Raw genomic sequence first — 23,989 nt, 5'->3', positions numbered from 1 at the left:
TTCAGCCGATCTCGGCGAACACCCGGGTCAGGGCGGCGTCCAGTTTCTCGAACATCTCGTCCATCTGGTCGTCGGTCAGGATGAAGGGCGGGCACAGCACGATCGACTGGCCGAGCGGGCGGCAGATCAGTCCCATGTCGGTGCAGGTATTGGCGATCCGCTCGCTTACCGACAGGTCGCCGGGAAACGGCTCCTTGGTCCCGGCATCCTTCACGGCTTCCAGGGCCCACATGTAACCGACGCCGCGCAGTTCGCCGATATTTTCGTGGCGCTGCATGATCTCGCGCAGCCCCGCCTCCATCCGCGGCGCGCCGGCGACCACGCGGTCGGCCAGGCCCTCGTTCATCACCACGTCGATCGCCTTGAGCGCGATGGCGCAGCCGACCGGGTGCCCCGAGGCGGTGAAGCCATGCGGGAATTCCTCGATCGGCGCGATCGCCGCGTCCATCCGGTCGGACAGGTCGGGCCCCAGGATCACCGCGCCCATCGGGAAGAACCCGGCCGTCAGGTTCTTGGAACTGATGATCGCGTCGGGGACGAAATCATAGGTCTGGCTGCCCCAGGTGTTGCCGGTCCGGCCGAAGCCGGTAATCACCTCGTCGGCGATCACCGGAATGCGGTGCTTGCGCAGGATCGGCAGGATGGCCTGGAAATAGCCGGCGGCCGGGGGAATCACCCCGCCGGCACCCTGCACCGGCTCGGCAAAGAACCCGGCGATGGTGTCGGCGCCTTCGCGCGCAATCGTCTCCTCGAGCTCGCGGGCGAGGCGGGCGACGAAGGCGGCCTCTGACTCGCCTGCTTCGCCATAGCGCCAGTGATGCGGGCAGGTCAGGTGGATGAAGCCCGGCAGTGGCAGGCCGAACACTTCGTTGTAGGGCTTGCCGGTCATGCTGGCGGACACGACCGTGACCCCGTGATAGGCATTCCAGCGGGTCAGGATCTTGCGCCGGTTCGGGTTCCCCTCGGCCCGGTGCAGGAACCACAGCATCTTGACCATGGTGTCGTTCGCCTCGGACCCCGAGTTGGTGTAGAACACCTTGCCTCGGGGGAAGGGCGAGACCTCGACAAGCTTTTCCGACAGCATGACGGTCTGGTCCGACATGCGGCCGAAAAAGGCGTGATAGCCGGGAAAGCGGTCGTACTGCGCCTTGGCCGCGGCGATCAGGCCGGGGTGGTCGAAGCCGGCGACCATGTTCCACAGGCCGGAGTTCGCATCCAGCCAGCGCCGCCCCTCGGTGTCGAACACATAGGGACCTTCGCCGCGGGTCAGCACGATCGTGCCGCGACGCTCGACGCTGGGCAGGTCGGTGAAGCCGTACATCGAATGTTGTGCGGCGCGTGCTGCCCAGGTCCTGTCGTCCATGTCATGCTCTCCTGCTCGGGTCGCGGGCACGCTAACGATCAGGGCAGGGGGGTTCAACGTGCCGTCGGCACGTCGCAGGCAGGGGGATCAGCGACGCGGCGGGACAGGGTCCGCAACTCGACAGGACGACAGCACGGCGCGCGGTTTGCGGCCGCCCCTGCATCCCATCCGGCCGACGAAAACCGCCGGCCGGATGGGTGCGGGGCGTGGCGCGACCAATCGCCCCGACAACAGGCAACAAGGGACTGAGGGCCCGTACTCGACAACAGGGACGAACCTAGCCGCAGCGGCACTGCCGGGGAATATGTCTATTTGTTCATGTTGTCTGCGCCGGGAAATCGCGGTCAGCGGTGACGGCGTCCCATGCGGCCGCTTTCGCAACGGGGGCGCACCTGCTATGGAACCGCCCTGTGCATCGGTTCCGGACTGTCATGACCTCTCACCCCACCAAGCGGCTGTTCATCAAGACCTACGGGTGTCAGATGAACGTCTATGACAGCCAGCGCATGGCCGAGGCCATGGGTGCCGAAGGGTATGTCGAGACCGACCGCCCCGAAGATGCGGACATGGTGCTGCTGAACACCTGCCATATCCGCGAGAAGGCCGCCGAGAAGCTGTATTCGGATCTGGGGCGGCTGAAGCCGCTGAAGGCCGGGCGGCCCGACCTGAAGATCGGCGTGGCGGGCTGCGTGGCGCAGGCCGAAGGGGACGAGATCATCCGGCGGATGCCGCTGGTCGACCTGGTCGTCGGCCCGCAGGCCTATCACCGGCTGCCGGCGATGGCGCGCGGGGAGGGTCCGGCCGTCGACACCGATTTCCCGGCCGAGGACAAGTTTGACCATCTGCCCGAACGCCCCGCCACCCGCCGCGCGCCGGCGGCGTTCCTGACCGTTCAGGAAGGCTGCGACAAGTTCTGCGCCTTCTGCGTCGTGCCCTATACACGGGGGGCCGAGAACAGCCGCCCCGCCGCGCGGATCCTGGCCGAGGCACGCGACCTGGTCGCGCGCGGGGTGCGCGAGATCACGCTGCTGGGTCAGAACGTCAACGCCTGGCACGGCGAGGGCGCGACCGGGCTGGGCGATCTGATCGGGCAGCTTGCCGCGATCCCTGGGCTGGACCGGATCCGCTATACGACCAGCCACCCCAACGACATGCGCGACGACCTGATCGCCGCCCATCGCGACATCCCGCAGCTGATGCCCTATCTGCATCTTCCCGTGCAGTCGGGGTCCGACCGGATGCTCAAGGCGATGAACCGTCGCCACACGGCCGACGTCTATCTGCGGCTGATCGATCGCATCCGGGCGGCGCGCCCGGACATCATGCTGACCAGCGACTTCATCGTCGGGTTCCCCGGCGAGACCGATGCCGATCACGAAGCGACCCTGCGGCTGGTCAAACAGGTGGGGTTCGGCACCGCATTCAGCTTCAAGTACTCGCCGCGGCCCGGCACGCCCGCTGCCGATCGCGCCGAGGTGGACCCGCAGGTCGCCGACGCCCGCCTGCAGGAACTGCAGGCGCTGCTGTCCCGCCAGCAGAAGGCGGCGCAGGATTCGATGGTCGGCCGCAGCCTGAGCGTGTTGTTCGAGAAACGGGGGCGGCTGCCGGGTCAGCTGGTCGGCAAGTCCGACTATCTGCATTCGGTCTTTGTAGACGCGCCGCAGGCGCAGGTCGGCGATCTGGTGCAGGTCACGATCAAGGCCAGTGCGGCGAACTCCCTGCACGGCGAACTGGCGGGCTGAGCCCGCTCAGCGTTCGCCGGTGCGGGCCAGCAGGATCGCCGGCAGCAACCCGACGGCCAGGATCGCCAGCGCCGCGAGCGCGCCGTTCTCGTAGGTGCCGCGCGAGGCCTCGGCGTAAAGCTGGGTGGCCAGTGTCTCGACCCCCAGAGGGCGCAGCATCAGCGTGGCCGGCAGTTCCTTGACGCAATCGACGAAGACCAGCAGCGCGCCGGCGACCAGTGGGGCGCGCAGCAGCGGCAGATGGATCTGGCCCATCAGCCCGGTGGGGCTGCGGCCCAGACTGCGCGCGGCGCCATCATAAGACCGGGGCAGGCGGGTGAACCCGGCCTCGATCGTTCCGGCGGATATCGACAGGAACCGCACCACATAGGCCAGCACGAGCGCGGCGCCGGAGCCGAGCAGGATCATGCCCGGCCGGGTGCCCGTCAGCGAGGCGATTCCCCTGTCGAACAGCCCGTCGAAGGCTGCGACCGGCATCAGCAGCCCCAAGGCCACCACGGTCCCGGGCATCGCATAGCCGATGGTGGACAGGCGCAGGGCCGTTTCCGCCCCCCGTCCGGGCCGCAACCGGGCCGCCGCGGCCACGACCAGCCCTAGCCCCACGGTTGCCGCCGTCGCCGCGGCGGCCAGCGCCACGGTGCTCGCCCCGGCCCGCCACAGGGCGCCGAGATCGGGTCCGGCACCCAGCCGGGACAGCGCGGCATGGACGAGATAGCCCGCCGGCGCTGCGAAACCCAGCGCCACCGGCAACGCGACCAGCCCCAGCGCCGTCCAGCCGGCCAGCCCGGTCAGGCGGCGCGGGCCGAGCGGGATCGACCGCATCGCGCTGCCCGCGTAACGGACATTCCGGCGGGCCCAGCGTTCCGCGAGGATCAGCGCCAGCACCATCACCAGCATCGCCAGCGCGATCTGCGCCGCGCCGGCGAGATCGGACCGGGTCACCCAGGTCGAATAGATGGACACGGTCAGCGTGCGCACCCCCAGGAACTCGGCCGCGCCGACGTCGTTCAGCGCCTCCATCAGCGCCAGGCTGGCGCCGACCGCAATGGCGGGTCGAGCCAGCGGCAGCGCCACGCGCCGGAACACCGCCGCGCGGGAGGTGCCCAGCGTGCGCGAGGCGTCGATCAGGTTTGCCGCCTGACTGAGGAACAGGGCACGCACCGGGATGTAAACATAGGGATACAGCACGAGACTCAGCAGCAGGATGCAGCCAGCCATCGACCGAATGTCCGGCAGGCGGAAATCGCGCGGGCTGTCATAGCCCAGCACGCCGCGCAGACCGGTCTGCAAGGAGCCGATCGGATGCAGCAGGTCCAAATAGGCATAGGCGATGATATAGCTGGGCATCGCCAGCGGCAGCAGCAGCGCCCAAGAGAACACGCGTCGACCCGGAAAGTCATAAGCGGTCACCAGCCAAGCGGCCGAGGTGCCGATGGCGGTGACCAGCACCCCGACCCCGACCAGCAGGATCGCGGTATCGTGCAGGGCCTGTGGCAGCACATGGGCGCGCAGATGCGGCCACAAGCCGCTCGATCCGGCCAGCGCCTGCCACAGCAGCGCCACCACCGGCAGCAGCGCCAGCATCGAGATGGCCGCCGCCGCGCGCGTCCAGCCCCGCCCGGCCCGGGGCCGGGCAGGGCGGACATGCGGTCGCGGCGTGGCCGCAAAGCCTTCCGCCGCGAGATCTGCCGTCACATTGGCCACGGATCCGCCGTCCTTCAGTTGTCGAAGCCGACCTTTTCGGCCAACTGGCTGGCCGTGCTGCGCTGCGCAATGATCTCGGTCAACGGAACCGGATCAATCTTGAGCGGACCGAAGGATTCGATGATCGGGTCGATCTCGGCCCCCGCCTTGATCGGGTATTCGAAGTTCGCCTGCGCATAGATCGCCTGCGCCTCGTCCGAGACCAGATATTCGAGCAGGTCGATGGCGGCGTCGGCGTTCGGGGCGTGGCGCGCGACCGCGGCGCCCGAGATGTTCACCTGGGTGCCCCCGTCCTGGAACGTCGGCAGCACGACGTCGATGGCCTCGCCCCACGGCACCTGTTCCGGACCGCCCTTGCCCGACCGCATCAGCCCGACATAGTATGAATTGCCGATCCCGATGTCGCAGATGCCGCCCAGGATGTCCTTGGCGACGTCCCGGTCGCCGCCGCCGGGCTTGCGGGCCAGATTGTCCTTGATGCCGGTCAGCCAGGCTTCCGTCGCCTCCTCGCCGTGATGGACGATGTGATCCGCAAACAGCGCCGTGTTGTAGGGGTGCTGCCCCGAACGGATGCAGACCCGATCCTTCCACTCCGGATCGGCCAACTGTTCATAGGTGAAGCTGTCGAGATCAAGGTCGGCGGCAGCATAGAGCACGCGGGCCCGCATCGACAGGCCGAACCAGTTGTCGGCGGGATCGCGCAACTCGGCCGGGATCGCGTCTTTCAGCACGGCCGAGTCGACCGGCTGCGTCAGGCCCCGTTCGGCGAGGTCCGCGAGCATGCCGGCATCGACCGTCATCAGCAGGTCGGCGGGCGAGCTTTCCCCCTCGGCCGCAACGCGTTCGGCAAGCCCGTCCTTCATGAAGATGGTGTTCACCGCCACGTCGGTCTTTTCCGTATAGGCGTCCAGCAGCGGCTGGATCAGGCCGGGTTCGCGGGTGGTGTACAGGTTGACCTCGGCCGCGCCGGCGGCGGCGGCGGTTGTCATCAGCAGGGCAGCGAGCACGGGCGAAATGCGGGTCATGATGTGTCCGTTAAGGTTCGATTGACGAATGTCGACCATACCTGACAAGAGCTGTCAACTAACCCAAAGTAAAAATATCAACTATTCGCGCGCGCCCTGCGGAAAGCAGATCACCTGCGACGGATCAACGCGCAGACGCAGCCGGTCACCGACCGCGAACCGGCCCGGAGCCCCGTAGATCGCCAGCGGATGGCCGAGCCCCGCAACGCTCAGGCGCAGCTGGTCGGCCGGGCCTTGGAAGGCGATCGACTGGACCTGCGCCTCGATCCGCCCCTCCGGGTCCACCGACACCGCCTCGGGTCGGATCAGGACCAGGACATCGGCGTTTTCGGGGCAGTTCACGCCGCCTTCGCAGAGATGCGAGCCGCGGGGCCGCGGCACCGGGCCCAGCGGGGTCTGCACGACGCCGCCCTGGCAGATCCCCTGCACCCGGGTGCTCGACCCCAGCAGTTCGGCGACGAACGGCGAGGCGGGTCGACAATAGACGCTGCGCGCCGGCCCATCCTGAACGATCCGACCGGCCCGCATCACCGCCAGCCGGTCGCCTGTCGACAGCGCCTCCTCGGGATCGTGGGTCACGATGATCGCCGCGGTGCCGAGGGCGCGCAACTGCGCGATGGTATCGGTCCGCAACCGGTCGCGCAGCCCGCGATCCAGGTTCGAGAAGGGCTCGTCCATCAGCAGGACCGACGGACGCGGCGCCAGTGCCCGGGCCAGGGCGACGCGCTGCTGTTCGCCCCCCGACAGGCTGTGGGGATGGCGCCCCGCCAGCGCGGTGATGCCGATCCGGTCCAGCATCTCGGACACGCGCTGCTGGCGCTGGTCGCGCGGCAGCGTGGTCAGCCCGAACGCCACGTTCTGGGCGACCGTCAGATGCGGGAACAGCGCGTAATCCTGGAACATGAAGCCCACGCCACGCTGATCGGGTTCGACGAACACGTCCGGACCGGCGACGATCCGCCCGTCGACGGCGATCTGTCCGGCGTCAGGCGCATCGACCCCCGCGATCACCCGCAGAAGCGACGACTTGCCACAGCCGGACTGCCCCATCAGGCAGACGATCTCGGACCGGGCGACGCAGAGCGACAGGTGATCCAGCGCCAGCGTGCGGCGGAACCGGCGGACCAGATCGCGGATGTCCAGCGCACAGGGGGCGGGGGCGGCAGGGGTCAGCAGGGGCCTCATGGCGTTGATGGCGATCAGGGCGCGGCGGCGCACTGCGCTCGGGGGCATACCCCCGGTCGGCCCCCCGCTCAACCCCGGGACGGCGCGGCGGGGCAGCGGTCGCGCGTGAGGTCGCCTGATGGTTGTGGACCAGCGGCGGCGAGGACCGGCCCGGCAGAGGCAAGTCGCGGGGCGGCAGGTTGCGCGGCACGGACCCGCTCTCCTGCCCGGGTCGAACGTGGCGATGAGGCCATGCGGCGCCGGCCGTGTCCCCGCGCGAAGAGCGTGCGCACAGTGGGCTGGTCTTAAGCGCCCGCGCCTCGACCATTGAGGGTGCGTGGCCACGTGCGCAACCGGAACGGCCGGGCTGCCTGAGCAGAACATGGGTGGAGCGGCCTCCGTTCGCAGGATCGGCAGGGCGATGCTGCCCACGGCGACACAGCGGCGGTCGAGCGTGTCACGATCAGGCACTTTGGTCGGCGGAGGTATATCGACTCCAACGAGATCGACCTGGGTCGGATCGTGCAGGGGCCGCGATGCGTCGCCCGTCCCGGGCCGCCTCACACGGCGCTCAGCCCACCGTCGATCGAGATCGCCTGTCCCGTCATGAAGCTGTTGCGCGGATCGCAGGCCCACAGCATCGCCTGGACGACCTCGTCGACCCGCGCGACGCGGCGCATCGGCACGCGGGCGGCGATCCGTTCGAAGGCTGCCTCGCGGGTGATTCCCTGCCGCTCGCCGATCTCGTCCGCCAGCCGGGTGAACAGCGGCGTATCCGCGAAGGACGGGCAGAGCGCGTTGACCCGCACCCCCTTGCGCGCAACCTCGTCGGCGGCCGCCCGGGTCAGCCCCACCACGGCGTGCTTGGATGCCGCATAGGCCGCCATCATGCCCGCCCCCAGGATGCCCGCCGCCGACGCCATGTTCAGGATCGCCCCGCTGCGCGCCGACAGCATCGGTGGCAGCTGGTGCTTCATGCCCAGGAACACGCCCCGGGCATTCACTGCCATGACGCGATCGAATTCGGCCAGAGGGATTCCCGTGATCGGTCCCATCGAGCCACCGATGCCCGCGTTGTTGATCGCGACGTCCAGTCGGCCGAACCGGTCGAGAACCCGGGCAACGTGATCCGCCATGGCGTCCTCGTCCGTCACGTCCAGCGGCGCGACCAGAGCGCCCTCGACCTGCGACAGCGGGGCGGTCTCCAGATCGGACAGCGCGAGATGCGCCCCCTGCGCCGCCAGCCGACGGGCGGCCGCCAGGCCAAAGCCGCTGCCTGCGCCGGTGATCATCACCACCCTTCCTGCAAATGGTACGCGATCTGCGGCCGCCGCGTCGCCGGGTTGCGGCGTCACCCGGTTTCTCCCAACGCGTGAAGGCCGCCCTGGGCGAAGACCGGAACATAGCGACCCATGGCGCGGCCCCGCTCGGGATCGGACGCGTTGCCGTCCTCGGCCCGCTTCGCCACGCCCTGCAGGATCGCCGCCATCCGGAAAAACGCGAACGCCACGTAGAATCCCATGTCGTCGATGCCCCGGATGCCGCGCCGTTCGCAGTACCGGTCGATGAACGCCTGATCGGACGGCAATCCGGCTTCGGCACGGTCGAACCCGGCAAGGCCGCGGCCGTCCGGGCCGGTCGGCAGCTGCCATTGCATGATGACGGCCGCAAGATCGGCGTAGGGATGGCCCAGCGTTGACAGTTCCCAGTCCAGCACCGCGTTGCAGCGGTGGGTGTCGGCGTCGAAGATCATGTTGTCGATCCGGTAATCGCCGTGGACCAGGGTGCGCTGGCCGTCATCGGGCGGCATGCGGCCACCAAGCGCGTCGATCAGCCTGTCCATGGCCGGGATCGGCGTCATCTCCGAGGCGCAGTACTGTTTCGTCCAGCGGCTGATCTGTCGTTCGTAGTAATTGCCCTCGGGCCCATAATCCGACAGGCCCACGGCATCCACGTCCACCTCGTGCAGCGCCGCCAGCACGCGGTTCATCTCGTCGACCACGGTGGCGCGCTCGGGCGGGGAGAGGTCGGGCAGCCGGGGATCGCGGTGGTTCACCCCGTGCACCCGCTCCATCACGTAGAACATCGACCCGATCACCGAATCGTCGTCGCACAGCGCGATCATTCGGGCGACGGGAACCTCGGTGCCCGCCAGCGCCGATTGCACCCGGTATTCGCGATCGACGGCGTGGGCGGATTTCAGCAACTGTCCCGGCGGCTTGCGGCGCAGGACGAAGTCACCAGAGGCCGCATGCAGCAGATAGGTCGGATTGGACTGGCCGCCGGCAATCTTCTCCGCCCGGATCGGACCGCGGATCTCGGGCGCATGGTCGCGCGCCCAAATCTCGACAGCGTCAGTGTCCAGCGTCTGCACGCCAAACTCAGGCATCGGTGCTGTCCCGGTTGGTAAAACGCTTCAGCTCGGCCCGGGCAACCTGCCGGCGGTGGACGGCGTCCGGGCCGTCGGCCAGCCGCAGCGCCCGCTGCCAGGCCCAGGAGCCGGCCAGCGGGGTATCCTGGCTGATCCCGGCGCCGCCATGCATCTGCATCGCCTCGTCGATGACCTTGAGCGAGGTCAGCGGCGCATCCGCCTTGATCATGCTGATCCACGGCTGGGCGGCCCGCACGCCCACGCTGTCCATCTGCCAGGCGGCTTTGAGGCAAAGAAGTCGTGTCTTCTCGATGTCGATGCGACACTGGGCGATGATGTCGTGATTGGCGCCCAGCTGCACCAGCGGCTTGCCGAAGGCTTCGCGGTCCAGCGCCCGGCGGCACAGCAGGTCCAGCGCCGCCTCCGCCTGACCGATCGCACGCATGCAGTGGTGGATGCGGCCCGGACCCAGCCGGCCCTGCGCCACTTCGAACCCGCGCCCTTCGCCAAGGATCACCGCGCTGGCCGGAACGCGGACGTTGGTAAAGCGGATATGCATGTGGCCGTGAGGCGCGTCGTCGCTGCCGAAAACCTGCATCGCTCGCAGGATCTCGATCCCGGGCGTGTCGGCCGGAACGCAGAACATCGTGTGACGGGCGTGCCGGCTGGCGGACGGATCGCTTTCCGTCATCACGATGTAGACCTTGCAGCGTGGATCGCCGGCGCCGCTGGCCCACCATTTCTCGCCGTTCAGGACCCAGCCATCGCCATCCTGTTCGGCCCGCATCGAGATGTTGGTGGCATCCGACGAGGCGACATCCGGTTCGGTCATCAGATAGGCGGACCGGATCTGGCCCTCGAGCAGGGGCTTCAGCCACGTCTCCTTCATCTCGGCGGAGCCGTACCGCTCGAATACCTCCATGTTGCCGGTGTCCGGGGCCGAGCAGTTGAACACCTCGGCCGCGAGATGAATCCGGCCCATCTCCTCGGCCAGGTGGGCGTAGTCGACGGTGCTCAGGCCATATCCCTTGTCGCTGTCGGTCAGCCAGAAATTCCACAGCCCGCGCTCGCGCGCCCTGGACTTCAGCCCCTCGAGGATCTCGATCTGCCGCTCGGTGTGCCGGAACCGGTCGCCACTGGGATGCCGGCCGACCTCGGCGTGGAATTCGTCGCTGAGCGGGGCGATTTCCTCGTGCACCATCTGGCGCACCTGATCCAGCAGCGGAGCAACCTTCTCGCTGATGCCCAGGTCCATCCTGTATGCCTGTGTCATGGCCTGTCCTTCCGTAGAGTTCTCGAAATTGTCTGATTCACGGCTTCGCCGCGTCGGTCGCCACTGTTTGCGTCCGGTGCCTCGGCGGCGCAGTCGCCGGGTCGGACGGCGCGAAATACCGGCGGTTGATCCATGAACAGATCAGGGCAGGGCGGTCCTGCGCCTGGATCTCGACCACCGTGTCCAGCGTCATCGTCACCTCGCCCGGGTGCCGCTCCTCTGCCGCGGCCAACGTAAAACGGCCGCGCACCCGCGAGCCGGCGCGCACCGGCGAGATCAACCGCAGACGCTCGATCCCGTAGTTCACACCCATGACCTGCCCGGGCATATCAGGAACCGCATCCTGCAGCATCGGCGACAGCATCGACAAGGTCAGGAAGCCGTGCGCGATGGTTCCCCCGAACGGCGTGCCGGCCGCCGCGTCAGGGTCCACGTGGATGAACTGGCGATCGTCGGTCGCCGCGGCAAATGCGTCGATGCGGGTCTGGTCGATCAGGAACCAGCGCGACACGCCCAGCTCGGCGCCAATGTCGTCAAACAGGTGACGCGGAACCGTCACTGCGTGCGTGCAGCCGTCGGTGCATGTACCGAAGGCGGTCCGCAAAGCCCCTGCGTAGCCGACAAGACCCATCCCCTGATCGCGACATGGGGCAGAATGGCAGCGCCGTCGGCGGGTGTCCACGCCTTTGTCCGACCGAAGAAATGCCGCGGCGTGTGTCGAGATACCTCCGGTGGAACCTGTCCGACTATGTCTTTGCCCAGCTCATCCGGGTGTGCCGATGACAGACTGTCCCTTGCGCTCGGGCGCGTGCAGCGCCTGTATGGACCGGGACAAGGCGCGGTCGTATGGGAGGCATCCGGCAGGGTCCGGGACCCGGCGACATCTGCAACGAATGGCTGGAGGTATGATGAAGGCCCTGCTGAGCACCGCCCCGGGCGGCCCCGAGACGCTGACCCTTGCCGACCTGCCTACCCCCGAGCCGGAGCCCGGCCAGGTGCGGATCAAGGTGGCGGCGGCGGGGGTGAACTTTCCGGACACCCTGATCATCCGCGACCTGTACCAGATGAAGCCGCCACGCCCGTTCGCGCCGGGTGGCGAGGTCGCGGGCATCGTGGACGTCGTCGGGGCGGGCGTGCAGATGCCGCTTGGCACCCGGGTGCTGGCGCTGACCGGATCGGGCGGCTTCGCCACCCATGTCTGCGTCGACGCTCTGATTGCGATGCCGATCCCCGACGCCATGCCGTTCGACGAGGCCGGCGCGTTCCTGTTCACCTACGGCACGTCCTACTATGCGCTGCACGACCTGGGACAGGTCGGACCCGGCCAGACCGTCCTGATCCTTGGCGCCGCCGGGGGCATCGGCGTGTCGGCCATCGAGATCGCCAAGGCCGCCGGCGCGCGGGTCGTCGCGGCCGTCAGTTCCGAGGAGAAAGCCGCGTTCTGCCGCGAGATCGGCGCTGATGAAACCGTCGTCTATCCCCGCGAGGTGGAAGGCAGGGATGCGCAAAAGGATCTGTCGGCGCTGTTCAAGCAGGCTGTCGGCACGGCGGGCGCGGACATCGTCGTGGACGCGGTCGGTGGAAATTATGCCGAACCGGCATTGCGGGCGATTGCCTGGAAGGGCCGGTTCCTGGTCGTCGGGTTTCCGGCAGGCATCCCCCGCATCCCCCTGAACCTGCCGCTGCTGAAGAACTGTTCGATTGTGGGCGTGTTCTGGGGGGCCTTCACCCGGACCGAAACGGCGCGGTTCGCCGACCATGTCCGCGAGATGTTTGCCCTCTACGAGCAGGGCAGACTGCGGCCGCGGATCAGCCAGACGCTGCCGCTCGACCGCGCGGCAGAGGCGCTGACCGCGATCGAGGACCGCAGTGCCACGGGCAAGATCGTCATTCTGCCGTGACGGGGAGGCATGGCAGAGGCAGCCGCCTGATCGCGGGCCACGCAGACATCTGCGCGTGGGTCACCTGCGCGCCGGATCCGCACCCGACCATGGCGCGCGACTGGTTGCATCACGACCCCGCGCCCTTCAATCTACCGCAGCAAATCCTGCCGGTTCAGGCCGCCCCTTGGCCGCGAGCGGCAGGATCCTGAAACACGAGCCGGCAGGGCATCTCGCGGCGCATCTGCGCTCGTTGCCCGATCGGCTGGACCAGAGGAGCGTTCCATGAATGATGTCGTCCGCGTGACCCGCGAAGGTCCGATCGGGTTGATCGCCCTGAACAACCCGCCCGTCACCGCCGCCAGCCAGGCGCTGCGCGCCGGCCTGCTGGAGGGGGTCAGGGACCTGGATGCAGACCCGGCCATTCAGGTCATCGCCATCTATGCCGAGGGCCGTACCTTCATCGCCGGGGCCGACATCACTGAGTTCGGCAAGCCGCCGCGGGACCCCTCCTTGCCCGATGTCTGCAACGCGATCGAGGCCAGCGCGACGCCGGTGGTCGCGGTCCTGCACGGGACGACGCTGGGTGGCGGGCTCGAGGTGGCGATGTCGGCCCACGCCCGGGTGGCGCTGCCAGGCACGCGGGTCGGGCTGCCCGAGATCAATCTCGGCATCTTTCCGGGCGCCGGCGGAACCCAGCGCGCCCCGCGGCTTGCCGGCTGGGAAACCGCGCTGGACATGATCCTGTCCGGGAACCCGATCTCCGCCGAGCGCGCTGCAGATGCGGGTCTGGTGGATCGAATGATGGAAGGGGACCCGGGCGCGGTCGCCCGGGCCGCCGCCCAGTCGGTGATCGACGGCGATCTGCCGACGCGCCGCACCCGGGATATCACGGTCGATCCCGCGCCCGAACTGCTGCAAGCCCGGCTGGACAAGGTCAGGTCCAAGTCGCCGCATCTGATCGCGCCGCAGAAGGCGATCGAGGCGCTGGCGGGGGCGACCGGCGATTTCGACGAAGGCCTGCGACGCGAGCGGGCGCTGTTCCAGGAATGCCTGCAGAGCGACCAGTCGCGCGCCCTGATCCACGCCTTTTTCGCCGAACGGGCCGTCCAGAAGATCCCGGAAGCGGACGCCACGCCACGGCCGATCGAGCATGTCGCGGTGATCGGCGGCGGCACCATGGGGTCGGGGATCGGAACCGCGATCCTGATGGCCGGCATTCCGCTGACGCTGCTGGAAATGACGGACGAGGCCGCGGGCCGCGCGCGCAGGACGATCACGGGCAACCTGGACGGCGCGGTCAAGCGCGGCAAGATGACGGCAGACAAGCGCGACGCGACGCTAGACCGGCTGACCATCACCACCGAGATGCAGGATCTGGCCCAGGCCGATCTGGTGATCGAGGCCGTGTTCGAGGACATGGACGTCAAGCGGCAGGTGTTCGGCAAGCTGGACGGCATCGCCAAGCCGGGGGCGATCCTGGCGTCGAACACGTCCTATCTGGACATCGACCAGATCGCCGCCATGACCTCGCGCCCGCAGGACGTCATCGGCCTGCATTTCTTCAGCCCCGCGCACATCATGAAGCTGCTGGAGGTGGTGGTCGGCGAACGGACCGCGCCCGAGGTCGTGGCGACCGGGTTCGCCCTGGCCCGGCGGCTGAAGAAGATCGCGGTGCGCGCGAATGTCTGCCCCGGCTTCATCGGCAACCGGATCCTGTCCCACTATGCGAAGAGCGTGAACTACATGGTCGAGGACGGCGCCTCGCCGCAGCAGGTGGACGACGCGCTGACGAAATTCGGTCTGGCCATGGGGCCGTTCATGGTCAGCGACCTGGCGGGCCTGGATATCGGCTGGGCCAACCGCAAGGCGAACGCGGCGACCCGTCCGGCCGAGGAACGCTATACCACCTTTGCTGACCGCATCTGTGAACGCGGGATGTTCGGGCGCAAGACCGGCAAGGGCTACTATCTCTATGACGGCGACACGCCGCGCCCCAACCCCGAGGCGACCGAGATCATCGAGGCGGAACGCCAGGCCGCCGGGGTCACCCGCCGCGAGTATACCGACGACGAGATCGTCGACCGCTACATGACCGCCATGATCCTTGAGGCCGCAAGGGTTGTCGAGGACGGCACCGCCCTGCGTCCGATCGACGTCGATGCGGTGCTGCTGAACGGCTACGGCTTCCCGCGGTTCCGCGGCGGGCCGCTGCACTATGCCGACCAGCTGGGCGCGGCAGAGATCGTTTCGCGCGCCGACAGATACGCGCAGGAGGACCCGTATTACTGGCAGATCCCCCAGATCCTGCGCGACATGGCCGCGAACGGCACGACCTTTGCCGACCTGAACCGAAAGGGCTGATCTGCCCGACCGGACCTGATCGACTCAGCGGGTGCATCTCTGACGCCGGTCCGTGAAGACGGCGGGCCGGCGCCATGACGTGAGCGGCTGCGGTGTTGCCGCGGGATGGTTACCCGGTCGTGATCGCGGCCCGGCCTAGCGGCTGCGACCGCCACTTCCTCCGGCCGGCGATCAGCGGTGCTGCGCACCCGCTCGATACGGTCGTCCAAGTCAGGCCGCTCGGTCGGGAACTCAGGACTTCGCGGCGTCGAACAGTCCCGGCCCGGTATCCACGTTGATGCCGCCGCTGACCGGGATGATCGCGCCCGTGATGTAGGCGCTGCCCTTTCCGCAGAGAAACTGCAGGCAGCCCGCGATGTCTTCGGGCTGCCCGACCCGACCCAGCGGCGTGGACTGCCCGACCTTGTCGCGCGTCGCCTCGTCGGCGGTGACAAAGGCGGTCATCTTGGACACGAACGGCCCGGGTGCAATGGCGTTCACGTTGACGCCGTGCCCGGACAGTTCCTTTGCCAGCACCTCGGTCAGGTGGTGCACCGCGGCCTTCGACGCGGAATAGGCATAGGTCGAGCCGCTTTTCTCCCGGTCGCCCATGACCGAGCCGACGTTCACCACGCGGGCCGGATCCTCCCGGGTTCCCGCGGCTTTCAGCAGCGGCAGCAGCGCCTGCGTCAGATGGAACAGCCCCGTCACGTTGACGGTCAGCACCCGTGCCCAGGCCTTGTACGGGTATTCGCCCAGCGGCGCGCCCCAGCTGAGGCCGGCGTTGTTCATCAGGATGTCCAGCTTGTCCGTCCGCGCCTGGACGGCCCGGGCCAGCGCGTCGATTCCGTCTTCGCTGCCGACATCCCCGGCGAATGCCTCGGCATGGCCGGCCAGTGCCAGACCGTTGATCTCGGCCGCCGCGGTCTCGCAGGCGTCCAGCTTGCGGCTGGCGATCATCACCCGCGCCCCGGCGGCCGCCAACCCTTCGGCCGCCATCCTGCCGATCCCGGTCGCCCCGCCGGTGACCAGCGCCAGCTTGCCGTGCAATCCGAACAGATCGTCGGGTGTCATGCGCGTTCCTTCCCCTTGCTGAACGCGACCGACGATGGCAGCCGGCCGAGCGGCTGTCCAGCCGCGGCCAAGGCGTGGCATGGTCAGCGCTTCGTCGCGCTACTCGGCGGCGATCAGCAGGGTGGCGAAGCGGTCCCGGTGCGCATCGGGGATGGTCTGCGGCCGGCGGGTGTTGCGGTCCACATGAACATGGGTGAACCGCCCCGTCGCGGCGGATCGATCGGTGCCCGCCCGGAACAGCCCCAGCCGGTAGGTTACCGATGTGCTGCCCAGTCGGGTGATCCCCATCCCCAGTTCGATCCGCTCGGGATAGGCGAGCTCGGCAAAATAGTCGCACCCGGTCGCCGCCACCATGTAGGCCACGCCGGTCAGGTCAGGTTGCAGCATGCCGTTGTCGATCAGCCAGTCATTCACGGCGCTGTCGAACAGCTGGTAGTGGACTGCATTGTTCATGTGCCCGTACGGGTCGTTGTCGTTCCAGCGCAGCTGAACCGGCCGGAAATGCGGAAACTCTGCCCGCGGGCTTGGCTGCGGGCGAGTCATTGCGGATCGGGGCCGACGCGGACCAGCTGCTTGCCGAAATTCTCGCCGCGCAGCAGTCCGAGGAACGCCTCGGGCGCCGCGTCCAGCCCGTCGGCGACGGTTTCGCGGATGGTGATGGCGCCTGACGCGACCAGGGGCGCGACTTCGGCGACGAACTCGCCCTGGGCGTCGGCGTGGTCGAAGACGATGAAGCCGCGCACATTCAGGCGCCGCCGCAGGATCTGCACCCAGACGGCGGGCAGCGGCGGGGCCTGGTCGAGGTTCTTGCCGTCGTACCAGGCGATCGCACCGCAGACGGCGATGCGCCCGAAATCGTTCATGTGCGGCAGGACGGCCTGCAGCGTCTTGCCGCCTACGTTCTCGAAATAGACGTCGACACCGTCCGGCGCGGCGGCCTGGATCGCCGCGGACAGGGCGTCGGCATCGCCGGCGCGATGGTCCAGGCAGGCATCGTAGCCGAGCTCCTGTTCGGCATAGCGGCATTTCTCGGGCCCACCCGCGACGCCGATCACCCGCAGCCCGCGCGACCTGGCGATCTGCCCTGCAACCGAGCCGACGGCCCCCGTCGCGGCCGAGACCAGGACCGTGTCGCCGGGCTTCGTCGGGGCGATCCGGGTCAGGCCGACCCAGGCCGTCATGCCGGGCATCCCCAGCACGCTGAGCGCGTGCTGGATCGGGCCGTGCGCCGGGTCCACCCGGCGCAGGCCGTCGGCCGGTACCACCGCCGCCTCGGACCAGGGCATGTTGCCCACGACGATGTCGCCGACCGCGAACCGGTCGCTGTTCGACGCGGTGACCTGCGCCACGGCCCCGGCCTGCATGGGTGCGTCCACCTCCACCGCCGGCGCATAGCTGCGCGCCGCGTCCATGCGGCCGCGCATGTAGGGATCCAGCGACATCCAGATCAGCCGCACCGCAACCTCGCCGGGCCCCGGCTGTGGCAGGTCGACCTGTTCCAGTCGGAAATTGTCGCGCGTGGCCGAGCCCTGCGGACGGGAGGCGAGAACGATCTGGCGGGTGCGGGTCATGATCTTGTCCCTCGCTGCAAAGGTAGGTTCGGCGGAACCGTGGCCGTGTTGCCCGACGGGGTCAACCCGGGCCCCACACAGGGGCGACCGCCGGATCGGCGCACGGGGTCAGCCCAGACGCTCGGTTCCGCCGCAGACCGAGACCGCCTGACCCGAGATCGTCCGGCCGCGCGGACTGGCGAGGAACAGGATCTGATCGGCGATCTGCTGCGGGGTGACGTAGTCGCGGATGGCGGTGTGGGAGAACGCCTCTGTCTCGACCTCGGCCAGGGTCATGCCGCGGGACTGGGCGCGGGCCTCCATCACCCGGCGCTGCCGGTCGCCGGCCACCAGCCCCGGCAGGATGGCGTTCACCCGGATGCCGTCCCCGCCCAGTTCCAGCGCCAGCGACTTGGTCAGCCCGATCACCCCCCACTTGGCGGCCGCATAGGGCGTCCTCAGCCGGAATCCCAGGCGACCGGCGACCGAGGACAGGTTCACGATGGACGGATTGGCGCTGTGGCGCAGGGCTCCGATCGCCGCCCCGGTGGTCACGAATTGTGACGTCAGGCAGATCGCGAGGGTAGCGTTCCACTGATCCAGCCCGACATCCTCGACCGGGGCCGTCGGCCCGGCAATGCCGGCGTTGTTGACCAGACAGTCGAGGCCGCCGAGATGGTCGATCGCCGCGCCGACAAAGGCCCGCAGCGCGTCGGCATCGGCAACATCCACCTGCTGGCGCATCACCGATGCGGGCAGCGTGTCCAAGCCTGCGGGGTCGATGTCGCAGGTGGCGACGGTCGCGCCTTCGGCAAGGAACGCCTCGACGATCGCCCGGCCGATTCCGTTCGCGCCGGCCGTGACGATGACGCGACTGCCGGTCAGATCAAGATCCATGGTCAACTCCGTTCATGAGGGGGGTCATGCGGGCAGGATGTCCCGCGACAGGATGAATTCGGCGGCCGAGCGGATGTCCGCCTCGACTGCGTCGGCCGCCGCCTCGGCATCGCCGCGGGCGAGGGCGTCGATCAGCGACGCGTGGTGGGCGCGCGATACGGCGGTGCGCCGCCGGCGCGTCCGTTCTTCCAGGTCGAGATTGATGATCGGCCCGGCCTTCAGCCACAGGGACCGGATCACGGCACACAGGACAGGCGAGTTCGCGGCCTCGTAGACGGCAAAGTGCAGGGCCTTGTTGGCCCGCACGGACGGGCCGCCGTCCGGGGCCTCGAGCGCGTCGGCAAACTGCTGTTCCAGGTTCCGCACCCGAATCAGATCCCGCGGCCCAACCTGCGCCGCCGCCAGGGCCACCGCATGTCGTTCGTTGTGGATGCGGACCTCGGTCAGGTCGCGGAACTCGTCCCGCGACAGCAGCGGGACGGTCACTGCCCGGTTCGGCAGCACGACAAGCGCGTCCTGCGCGGCCAGGCGGGCAACCGCTTCCCGGACCGGCATCACCGAGACGCCCAGCCGGTCCGCCAGGTCGCGCATCGAGATCCGGTCGTCCGGAGCGAGTTCGCCCGACAGCAGCATCTCGATCAATGCGCCATGCACCTGGCTCGCCAGCGACGGACCGCGCGCTTCCAGCCGGATGTCCTGGTCTGTCATGTCACCCTCATCGGGCAACTGTGATCGCGGCAGAATCACGATGCAAGCGTCAACATCTCCAGATGCGGGGGCTGACCGTGTCGATTTTCTGGTTGACTGCCCCGACATTTCACGGCCACCGTGATCACAGTTCAGGGCCGTTCGGCGGCCGATCTTCTGGGGAGGAGATATCCATGCCAACTCGTCGTCACCTGCTTGCCACGTCTGCGGTACTGGGCTGCCTTGCAGTCTTCGGTCCGCTGCCGGCTCTTGCACAGGATACCGGGCCCATCACCATCGGCCACCTTACCCCGCGCACCGGGTTCCTGGGGCCGCTGGGCGAATATGCGGTCATGGCCGCCGATCTCGCGGTCGAGGAAATCAACGCGGCCGGTGGCATCGGCGGGCGGCAGATCGAACTCATCAAGGAGGATTCGGTCAACCCGCAGACCGCCTCGACCAAGGCCGAGCGGATGATCGAACGCGACAACGTCGTCGCGATCGTGGGCGAGATCTCGTCCGCCTCGGCGCTGACGATCGGCCAGACGACGGAACGCGCCAAGAAGGTGTTCATCAACACGGGCGCCAATTCGGACGCATTGCGGGGCGCGGACTGCAAGAAGCACATGTTCCACGTCGAGACGCAGAACGCGATGTACGTGAACGCCGAGGGCCAGCATCTTCTGAACGAAGGGATGGTGGACGGAAAGACGTGGTACCTGCTGACCGCGGACTACGCGTTCGGCCACGACCTGCTGGAAGGGGCCAAGGCGTTCCTGGAGCGGAACAACGGCAGCATCGCGGGGGATGACCTGGTTCCGACCGACGCCACCGATTTCTCGTCCTATCTGCTGAAGATCCGCGACGCCAAGCCGGACGTCGTGGTGACCAACCTGGCCGGGACGCAGATCTCGAGCTTTCTGAAGCAGTATGACGAGTTCGGGCTGGAGCCGCCGGTGGCAGGGTTCGGGTTCGACACGGCGCTGGCATGGGCGGCGGGGCCGGAAAGCTTCCGTGGCACATGGCCCACCGTCTGGACGCATCAGGTCGACACCGAACGGTCACAGGCCTTCGTCAAGGCATTTACCGACAAGTACGGCAAGCCGCCGGAGAACCAGGCGTTCGGCGACTATGTGGCGATCCACATCCTGAAGCAGGCGATCGAGGCCGTGGGCACGGATGGCGAGGCCATCACCGCCTATCTCGAGGACCCGTCGAACACCTTCGACGTGATGAAGAACCGCCCGGGCTACTTCAACCCGGACAACCACCAGCTGATGCAGGAGGTCTACACCATCACCGCGTTGCCGGCGGACCAGGCCACGAGCGAGTGGGACATCTTCATCACCTCGGACCCGGTGCCCGCGGCCGATCAGGAGTTCGAGACGCTGATCCAGGACGCGGTCGGCGGGACCTGCAGTTTCGGCGAATGATGCATGGCGACGGCGCCGGGGATTGCCCGGCGCCTGACCCGTCCTTGCGGGGCTTCGGATGAATTTTTTCCTGTTCGGCGCGCAGCTGCTCAACGGGCTGCTTGACGGCTTCTACTACATGCTGATCGCGCTGGGGCTGTCGCTGATCTTCTCGCTCGGCGGCATCGTCAACCTGGCGCACGGGGCGTTCTACGCGATCGGCGCCTACCTGGCGCTGGTGCTGACGCCGTATCTCAGCTTTTTCGGCGTGCTGATCGTCGTTCCCCTGATCGTCGCCGGCCTTGGTGTCGTGACGGAACGGCTTCTGTTCACGCGGTTCTACCGGGTTGATCCGCTGTACTCGCTGCTGGTGACCTTCGGCCTGGCCATGGTGATCGAGCAGGGACTGCGCTGGTGGTTCGGCGCCCCGCCACAGGCCTACGCCATGCCGGATGCGTTGAAGGGACAGGTGTTCCTGGGCGACTTCGTGTATTCCCGCTACCGGCTGTTCCTGATCGGAATGGCGGTCGCTGCGATGGTCGGGGTATGGCTGCTGCTGAACCGGACCTCCTTCGGCCGCATCGTCCGCGCCGGGATACAGAATCCCGACATCCTGGGGGCGATGGGGATTTCGCTGCGCCCCTATTTGTCGGCCGTGGCCGGCATCGCCATCGGGCTGGCCGGGCTGGCCGGGGTGCTGATGGCGCCGATCTATCCGATCCACCCGGCGATGGGGGCCGAGATCGTCACCGCGGCCTTCGTCGTGGTGGTGATCGGCGGGCTCGGCTCGTTCTGGGGGGTGGTGCTGGCGGCGCTGCTGGTCGGCCTGGTCAAGGGGTTCATGATCGCGGTCGACCAGTCTGCCATGTCGATGGCCGCCATCTACATGCTGATGTTCGTCGTCCTTCTGCTGCGTCCGCGCGGTCTGATGGGCTCGCGCATCCTGCGGTTCGAATAAGGGGGGCCGCATGCGTCTGCATCCTTTGGCGATTGCCGTGCTGGCGCTGGTCGCGCTGCCATTTGCCCTGTCCGCCATCGGGCTGACTACGACGTCCGCCGCCGAGGTGGTGATCTTCGCTATGGCCGCGACCGGGCTCAACCTGCTCGCCGGATACACCGGGCTGGTCAGTTTCGGCCACGGCGCCTGGTTCGGTTTGGGCGCCTATGCCGCGGCCCTGACCGCCCGGGCGCTGCCGGGCGACGCCTTCTGGCTGCCGCTGGCCGTGGCGATGCTGGCGAGCGCGGTGCTGGCCGCCGGCTTCGGGCGGCTGATGCTGCGCCGGCGCGGCGTCTATTTTTCGCTGATGACGCTCGCGCTTTCGGCGCTGGGCTTTACCACCGCCTTTCGCTGGACCGCCGTAACCGGGGGCGAGAACGGGCTGGGCGGCGTCGAACGCCCGGTCTGGTTCGGGTTCGACCTGAATAACGGCTGGAATTACTACATTGTAGTGGCGCTGCTCGCGCTGGTCACCGGCGCGCTGCTGTGGCGGATGCTCAACGCACCGCTCGGCCGGGTGCTCGAGGCGATCCGCGAGAACGAGACGCGGGCGATGGCGCTGGGCTTCCCGGTCCTGCGCTACAAGCTGGCGGCGTTCGTCACCTCGGCGACGGTGACGGCGCTGGCCGGTGCTCTGCTGATGTTCAAGAACCGCATGACCTCGGCCGAACCCATGTCGGTGGCCTTCTCCGGCGAGCTGCTGGCGATGGTGGTGATCGGCGGCATGCGCGGCTTTCTCGGCCCGGCGCTGGGCGCGCTGTTCTACGTGTTCTTCCGCGAATATCTGTCGATGTGGACCGAGAACTGGCTGTTCTGGTTCGGGCTGGTCTTTGTCGGGTTCATCCTGTTCGCGAGGGATGGGCTGGTCGGCATCGGCCGGCAGCTGATGACGCGGCTGCGCCCCGGTCCCTCGCTGGCCGGCGCCATGGCCGAGCGGCGCGCGACGACCCTGCCGCTGCCTGCCATGCTGCGCCGCGATGCCGACGCCGGGCCGGCGCGCCAGACCGGACGATCCGAGGTGCTGGAGGCGCAGGGGATCAGCAAGAGCTTTGGTGCCCTGCGGGCGGTCGATGACGTCAGCCTGACGGTACGGGACAAGACCTTGCACGCCCTGATCGGACCCAACGGCGCCGGCAAGACCACGGCCTTCAACCTGCTGACCGGAATGCTGCCGCCGGACAGCGGAACGGTCACCCTGGACGGGACCCCCGTGGCCGGCCGCTCGGCCGACGAGATCGCGGCGCTGGGAATCGGCCGGTCCTTCCAGATCACCAGCCTGTTCCCCGACCTGACGGTGTTCGAGAATGTCCGGCTGGCAGTCCAGTCCACCGACCCGCAGCGCCTGAACGCCTGGCGTCCGGCACGCAGCATCGAACGGGTGAACGATCACGCGCGCCAGATCATCGAATGGGTCGGTCTCGGCGGGATGGAAGAGGCGCGGGCATCGTCGCTGTCCTATGGCGGGCAGCGGCTGCTGGACCTCGGTCTCGCGCTGGCGACCCGGCCCCGCATCCTGCTGGCGGACGAGCCGCTCGCCGGCCTGTCGGTGGCCGAGCGCGAACGGGTCGGCAATCTGATCAAGCAGGTATCAGCGGACCTGCCGGTCCTGCTGGTCGAACACGACATCGACCGCGTGTTCAGCCTGGCCGACCATATCACCGTGATGAACGAAGGTCGCGTGCTGCTGGACGGTGACGTGGACGCCGCCCGCAATTCGGATCAGGTGCGGGAAATCTATATCGGGTCCGGAACCTCGGCCGTCGCCGCGACGGCGCATGTGGGCCACGCCACCGCCGAGACGGTCTGCGCGCTGGACAAGGTGAACGTCCATTACGGCAAGAGCCATATCCTGCACGATGTCAGCCTGGAAATCCGCAAGGGCGAGATCCTGGCGCTGCTGGGCCGGAACGGTGCGGGGAAATCGACGTTGCTGAAAGGCATGATCGGGATCGCGCCGGTCACCTCGGGATCGATCCGCCTCGACGGGCAGGAGATCGCCGGCCTGCCGCCGGCCGAGATCGCGCGGGCGGGCATCGGCTATGTGCCGCAGGGGCGCGGCCTGTTCGCCGGCATGACGGTCCGCGAGAACCTGGAGTTGGGCCGGATTCGCCGCCGGACCGGCGCCGGCACCCACTGGAGCGACGAGCAGATCCTTTCCTATTTCCCCCGTCTCGCCGAACGGATGGAGACCGAGGCCGACCGGCTGTCGGGGGGCGAACAGCAGATGGCGGCGGTGGCGCGCGCCCTGTCCGGCGACACCAAGGTCCTGCTGCTCGACGAACCCTTCGAGGGCTTGGCTCCGGCCATCGTCGAACAACTCTTCACCACGTTCGACCGGCTGCGCGATGAGCTGTCGATCGTGATCGTCGATCACAATCTCGACCTGGCTCTCGGGCTGTCCGACCGGACCGTGGCGCTTGAAATGGGGCGCGTCTTTCACGAGGGTCCGTCGAAGGCGCTGGCCGAGGATCTGGAACTGCGCCGCAAGGTGCTGTGGCTTTGACGGA

At 68.3% G+C, this 23,989-nt stretch carries 19 protein-coding genes; 6 read left to right on the top strand and 13 right to left on the bottom strand.

Going from position 1 to position 23,989, the window contains the following annotated elements:
- Position 1: 1 nt before the first annotated feature.
- Positions 2-1,363: an aminotransferase class III-fold pyridoxal phosphate-dependent enzyme gene (locus tag Q0938_RS02775; protein ID WP_299358907.1), complete on the bottom strand. Its 1,362-nt coding sequence runs from the start codon at positions 1,361-1,363 to the stop codon at positions 2-4.
- A 431-nt stretch (positions 1,364-1,794) separates the two neighbouring features.
- Here Q0938_RS02775 and miaB point away from each other — a divergent pair, with 431 nt between their 5' ends.
- Positions 1,795-3,105 (top strand): tRNA (N6-isopentenyl adenosine(37)-C2)-methylthiotransferase MiaB, encoded by a 1,311-nt coding sequence (gene miaB, locus Q0938_RS02770; protein WP_299358905.1) that lies wholly within the window; start codon positions 1,795-1,797, stop codon positions 3,103-3,105.
- Positions 3,106-3,111: 6 nt separating this feature from the next.
- Here miaB and Q0938_RS02765 read toward each other — a convergent pair whose 3' ends face one another.
- The 7 genes from Q0938_RS02765 to Q0938_RS02735 form a co-directional block, all read right to left on the bottom strand.
- Positions 3,112-4,809: an iron ABC transporter permease gene (locus tag Q0938_RS02765; protein ID WP_299358903.1), complete on the bottom strand. Its 1,698-nt coding sequence runs from the start codon at positions 4,807-4,809 to the stop codon at positions 3,112-3,114.
- Between the two features lie 14 nt (positions 4,810-4,823).
- A complete protein-coding gene (locus Q0938_RS02760; protein WP_299358902.1) occupies positions 4,824-5,834 on the bottom strand; it encodes a Fe(3+) ABC transporter substrate-binding protein in 1,011 nt (336 codons plus the stop codon).
- Positions 5,835-5,915: 81 nt separating this feature from the next.
- Positions 5,916-7,067: an ABC transporter ATP-binding protein gene (locus Q0938_RS02755; protein ID WP_299358900.1), complete on the bottom strand. Its 1,152-nt coding sequence runs from the start codon at positions 7,065-7,067 to the stop codon at positions 5,916-5,918.
- Positions 7,068-7,558: 491 nt separating this feature from the next.
- The gene (locus tag Q0938_RS02750) at positions 7,559-8,290 is read right to left on the bottom strand and encodes an SDR family oxidoreductase (RefSeq protein WP_299358898.1); all 732 of its coding nucleotides are present in this window, start codon (positions 8,288-8,290) and stop codon (positions 7,559-7,561) included.
- A gap of 59 nt (positions 8,291-8,349) precedes the next feature.
- Positions 8,350-9,387 carry a phosphotransferase family protein gene (locus tag Q0938_RS02745; protein ID WP_299358896.1) on the bottom strand — a complete coding sequence of 346 codons (1,038 nt, stop codon included), beginning with the start codon at positions 9,385-9,387 and terminating at the stop codon, positions 8,350-8,352.
- Complete coding sequence (locus Q0938_RS02740) at positions 9,380-10,624, bottom strand: acyl-CoA dehydrogenase family protein (RefSeq protein WP_299359587.1); 1,245 nt, start codon at positions 10,622-10,624, stop codon at positions 9,380-9,382. The genes Q0938_RS02745 and Q0938_RS02740 overlap by 8 nt, the downstream gene beginning before the upstream one ends.
- A gap of 55 nt (positions 10,625-10,679) precedes the next feature.
- On the bottom strand, positions 10,680-11,201 hold the full coding sequence (locus Q0938_RS02735) for a MaoC family dehydratase (protein WP_299358894.1): 522 nt from the start codon (positions 11,199-11,201) through the stop codon (positions 10,680-10,682).
- Positions 11,202-11,550: 349 nt separating this feature from the next.
- Here Q0938_RS02735 and Q0938_RS02730 point away from each other — a divergent pair, with 349 nt between their 5' ends.
- Positions 11,551-12,543 carry an NADPH:quinone oxidoreductase family protein gene (locus Q0938_RS02730; RefSeq protein WP_299358892.1) on the top strand — a complete coding sequence of 331 codons (993 nt, stop codon included), beginning with the start codon at positions 11,551-11,553 and terminating at the stop codon, positions 12,541-12,543.
- Positions 12,544-12,807: 264 nt separating this feature from the next.
- The gene (locus Q0938_RS02725) at positions 12,808-14,886 is read left to right on the top strand and encodes a 3-hydroxyacyl-CoA dehydrogenase NAD-binding domain-containing protein (RefSeq protein WP_299358890.1); all 2,079 of its coding nucleotides are present in this window, start codon (positions 12,808-12,810) and stop codon (positions 14,884-14,886) included.
- A gap of 231 nt (positions 14,887-15,117) precedes the next feature.
- Here Q0938_RS02725 and Q0938_RS02720 read toward each other — a convergent pair whose 3' ends face one another.
- The 5 genes from Q0938_RS02720 to Q0938_RS02700 all read right to left on the bottom strand — a co-directional run bounded on the left by Q0938_RS02720 (position 15,118) and on the right by Q0938_RS02700 (position 19,094).
- On the bottom strand, positions 15,118-15,939 hold the full coding sequence (locus Q0938_RS02720) for an SDR family NAD(P)-dependent oxidoreductase (protein ID WP_299358888.1): 822 nt from the start codon (positions 15,937-15,939) through the stop codon (positions 15,118-15,120).
- Between the two features lie 99 nt (positions 15,940-16,038).
- Positions 16,039-16,482 (bottom strand): thioesterase family protein, encoded by a 444-nt coding sequence (locus tag Q0938_RS02715; RefSeq protein ID WP_299358886.1) that lies wholly within the window; start codon positions 16,480-16,482, stop codon positions 16,039-16,041.
- Positions 16,479-17,510 (bottom strand): NADP-dependent oxidoreductase, encoded by a 1,032-nt coding sequence (locus Q0938_RS02710; RefSeq protein WP_299358884.1) that lies wholly within the window; start codon positions 17,508-17,510, stop codon positions 16,479-16,481. Before Q0938_RS02710 ends, Q0938_RS02715 begins: the two co-directional genes overlap by 4 nt.
- Before the next feature lie 108 nt (positions 17,511-17,618).
- Positions 17,619-18,386, bottom strand: coding sequence for an SDR family oxidoreductase (locus tag Q0938_RS02705; protein ID WP_299358882.1), 768 nt, complete (start codon positions 18,384-18,386; stop codon positions 17,619-17,621).
- Positions 18,387-18,410: 24 nt separating this feature from the next.
- Complete coding sequence (locus tag Q0938_RS02700) at positions 18,411-19,094, bottom strand: GntR family transcriptional regulator (RefSeq protein WP_299358880.1); 684 nt, start codon at positions 19,092-19,094, stop codon at positions 18,411-18,413.
- Between the two features lie 173 nt (positions 19,095-19,267).
- On the opposite strand from Q0938_RS02700, the gene Q0938_RS02695 reads away from it, so the two are divergent.
- Genes Q0938_RS02695 through Q0938_RS02685 form a run of 3 tightly spaced genes read left to right on the top strand, consistent with a single transcriptional unit; the run spans position 19,268 to position 23,985 of the window.
- Complete coding sequence (locus Q0938_RS02695; RefSeq protein ID WP_299358878.1) at positions 19,268-20,506, top strand: ABC transporter substrate-binding protein; 1,239 nt, start codon at positions 19,268-19,270, stop codon at positions 20,504-20,506.
- Positions 20,507-20,564: 58 nt separating this feature from the next.
- Positions 20,565-21,443 (top strand): branched-chain amino acid ABC transporter permease, encoded by an 879-nt coding sequence (locus Q0938_RS02690; protein WP_299358876.1) that lies wholly within the window; start codon positions 20,565-20,567, stop codon positions 21,441-21,443.
- A gap of 10 nt (positions 21,444-21,453) precedes the next feature.
- Entirely contained in the window at positions 21,454-23,985 is a 2,532-nt protein-coding gene (locus Q0938_RS02685; RefSeq protein ID WP_299358874.1) for a branched-chain amino acid ABC transporter ATP-binding protein/permease, read from the top strand.
- Positions 23,986-23,989: the final 4 nt, after the last annotated feature.

Origin of the sequence: uncultured Paracoccus sp. (genome assembly GCF_947496875.1) — a bacterium.
GTDB lineage: Bacteria > Pseudomonadota > Alphaproteobacteria > Rhodobacterales > Rhodobacteraceae > Paracoccus.
Note: the sequence above shows the minus strand (reverse complement) of the source record. Positions and strands in the feature narration are given on the sequence as shown.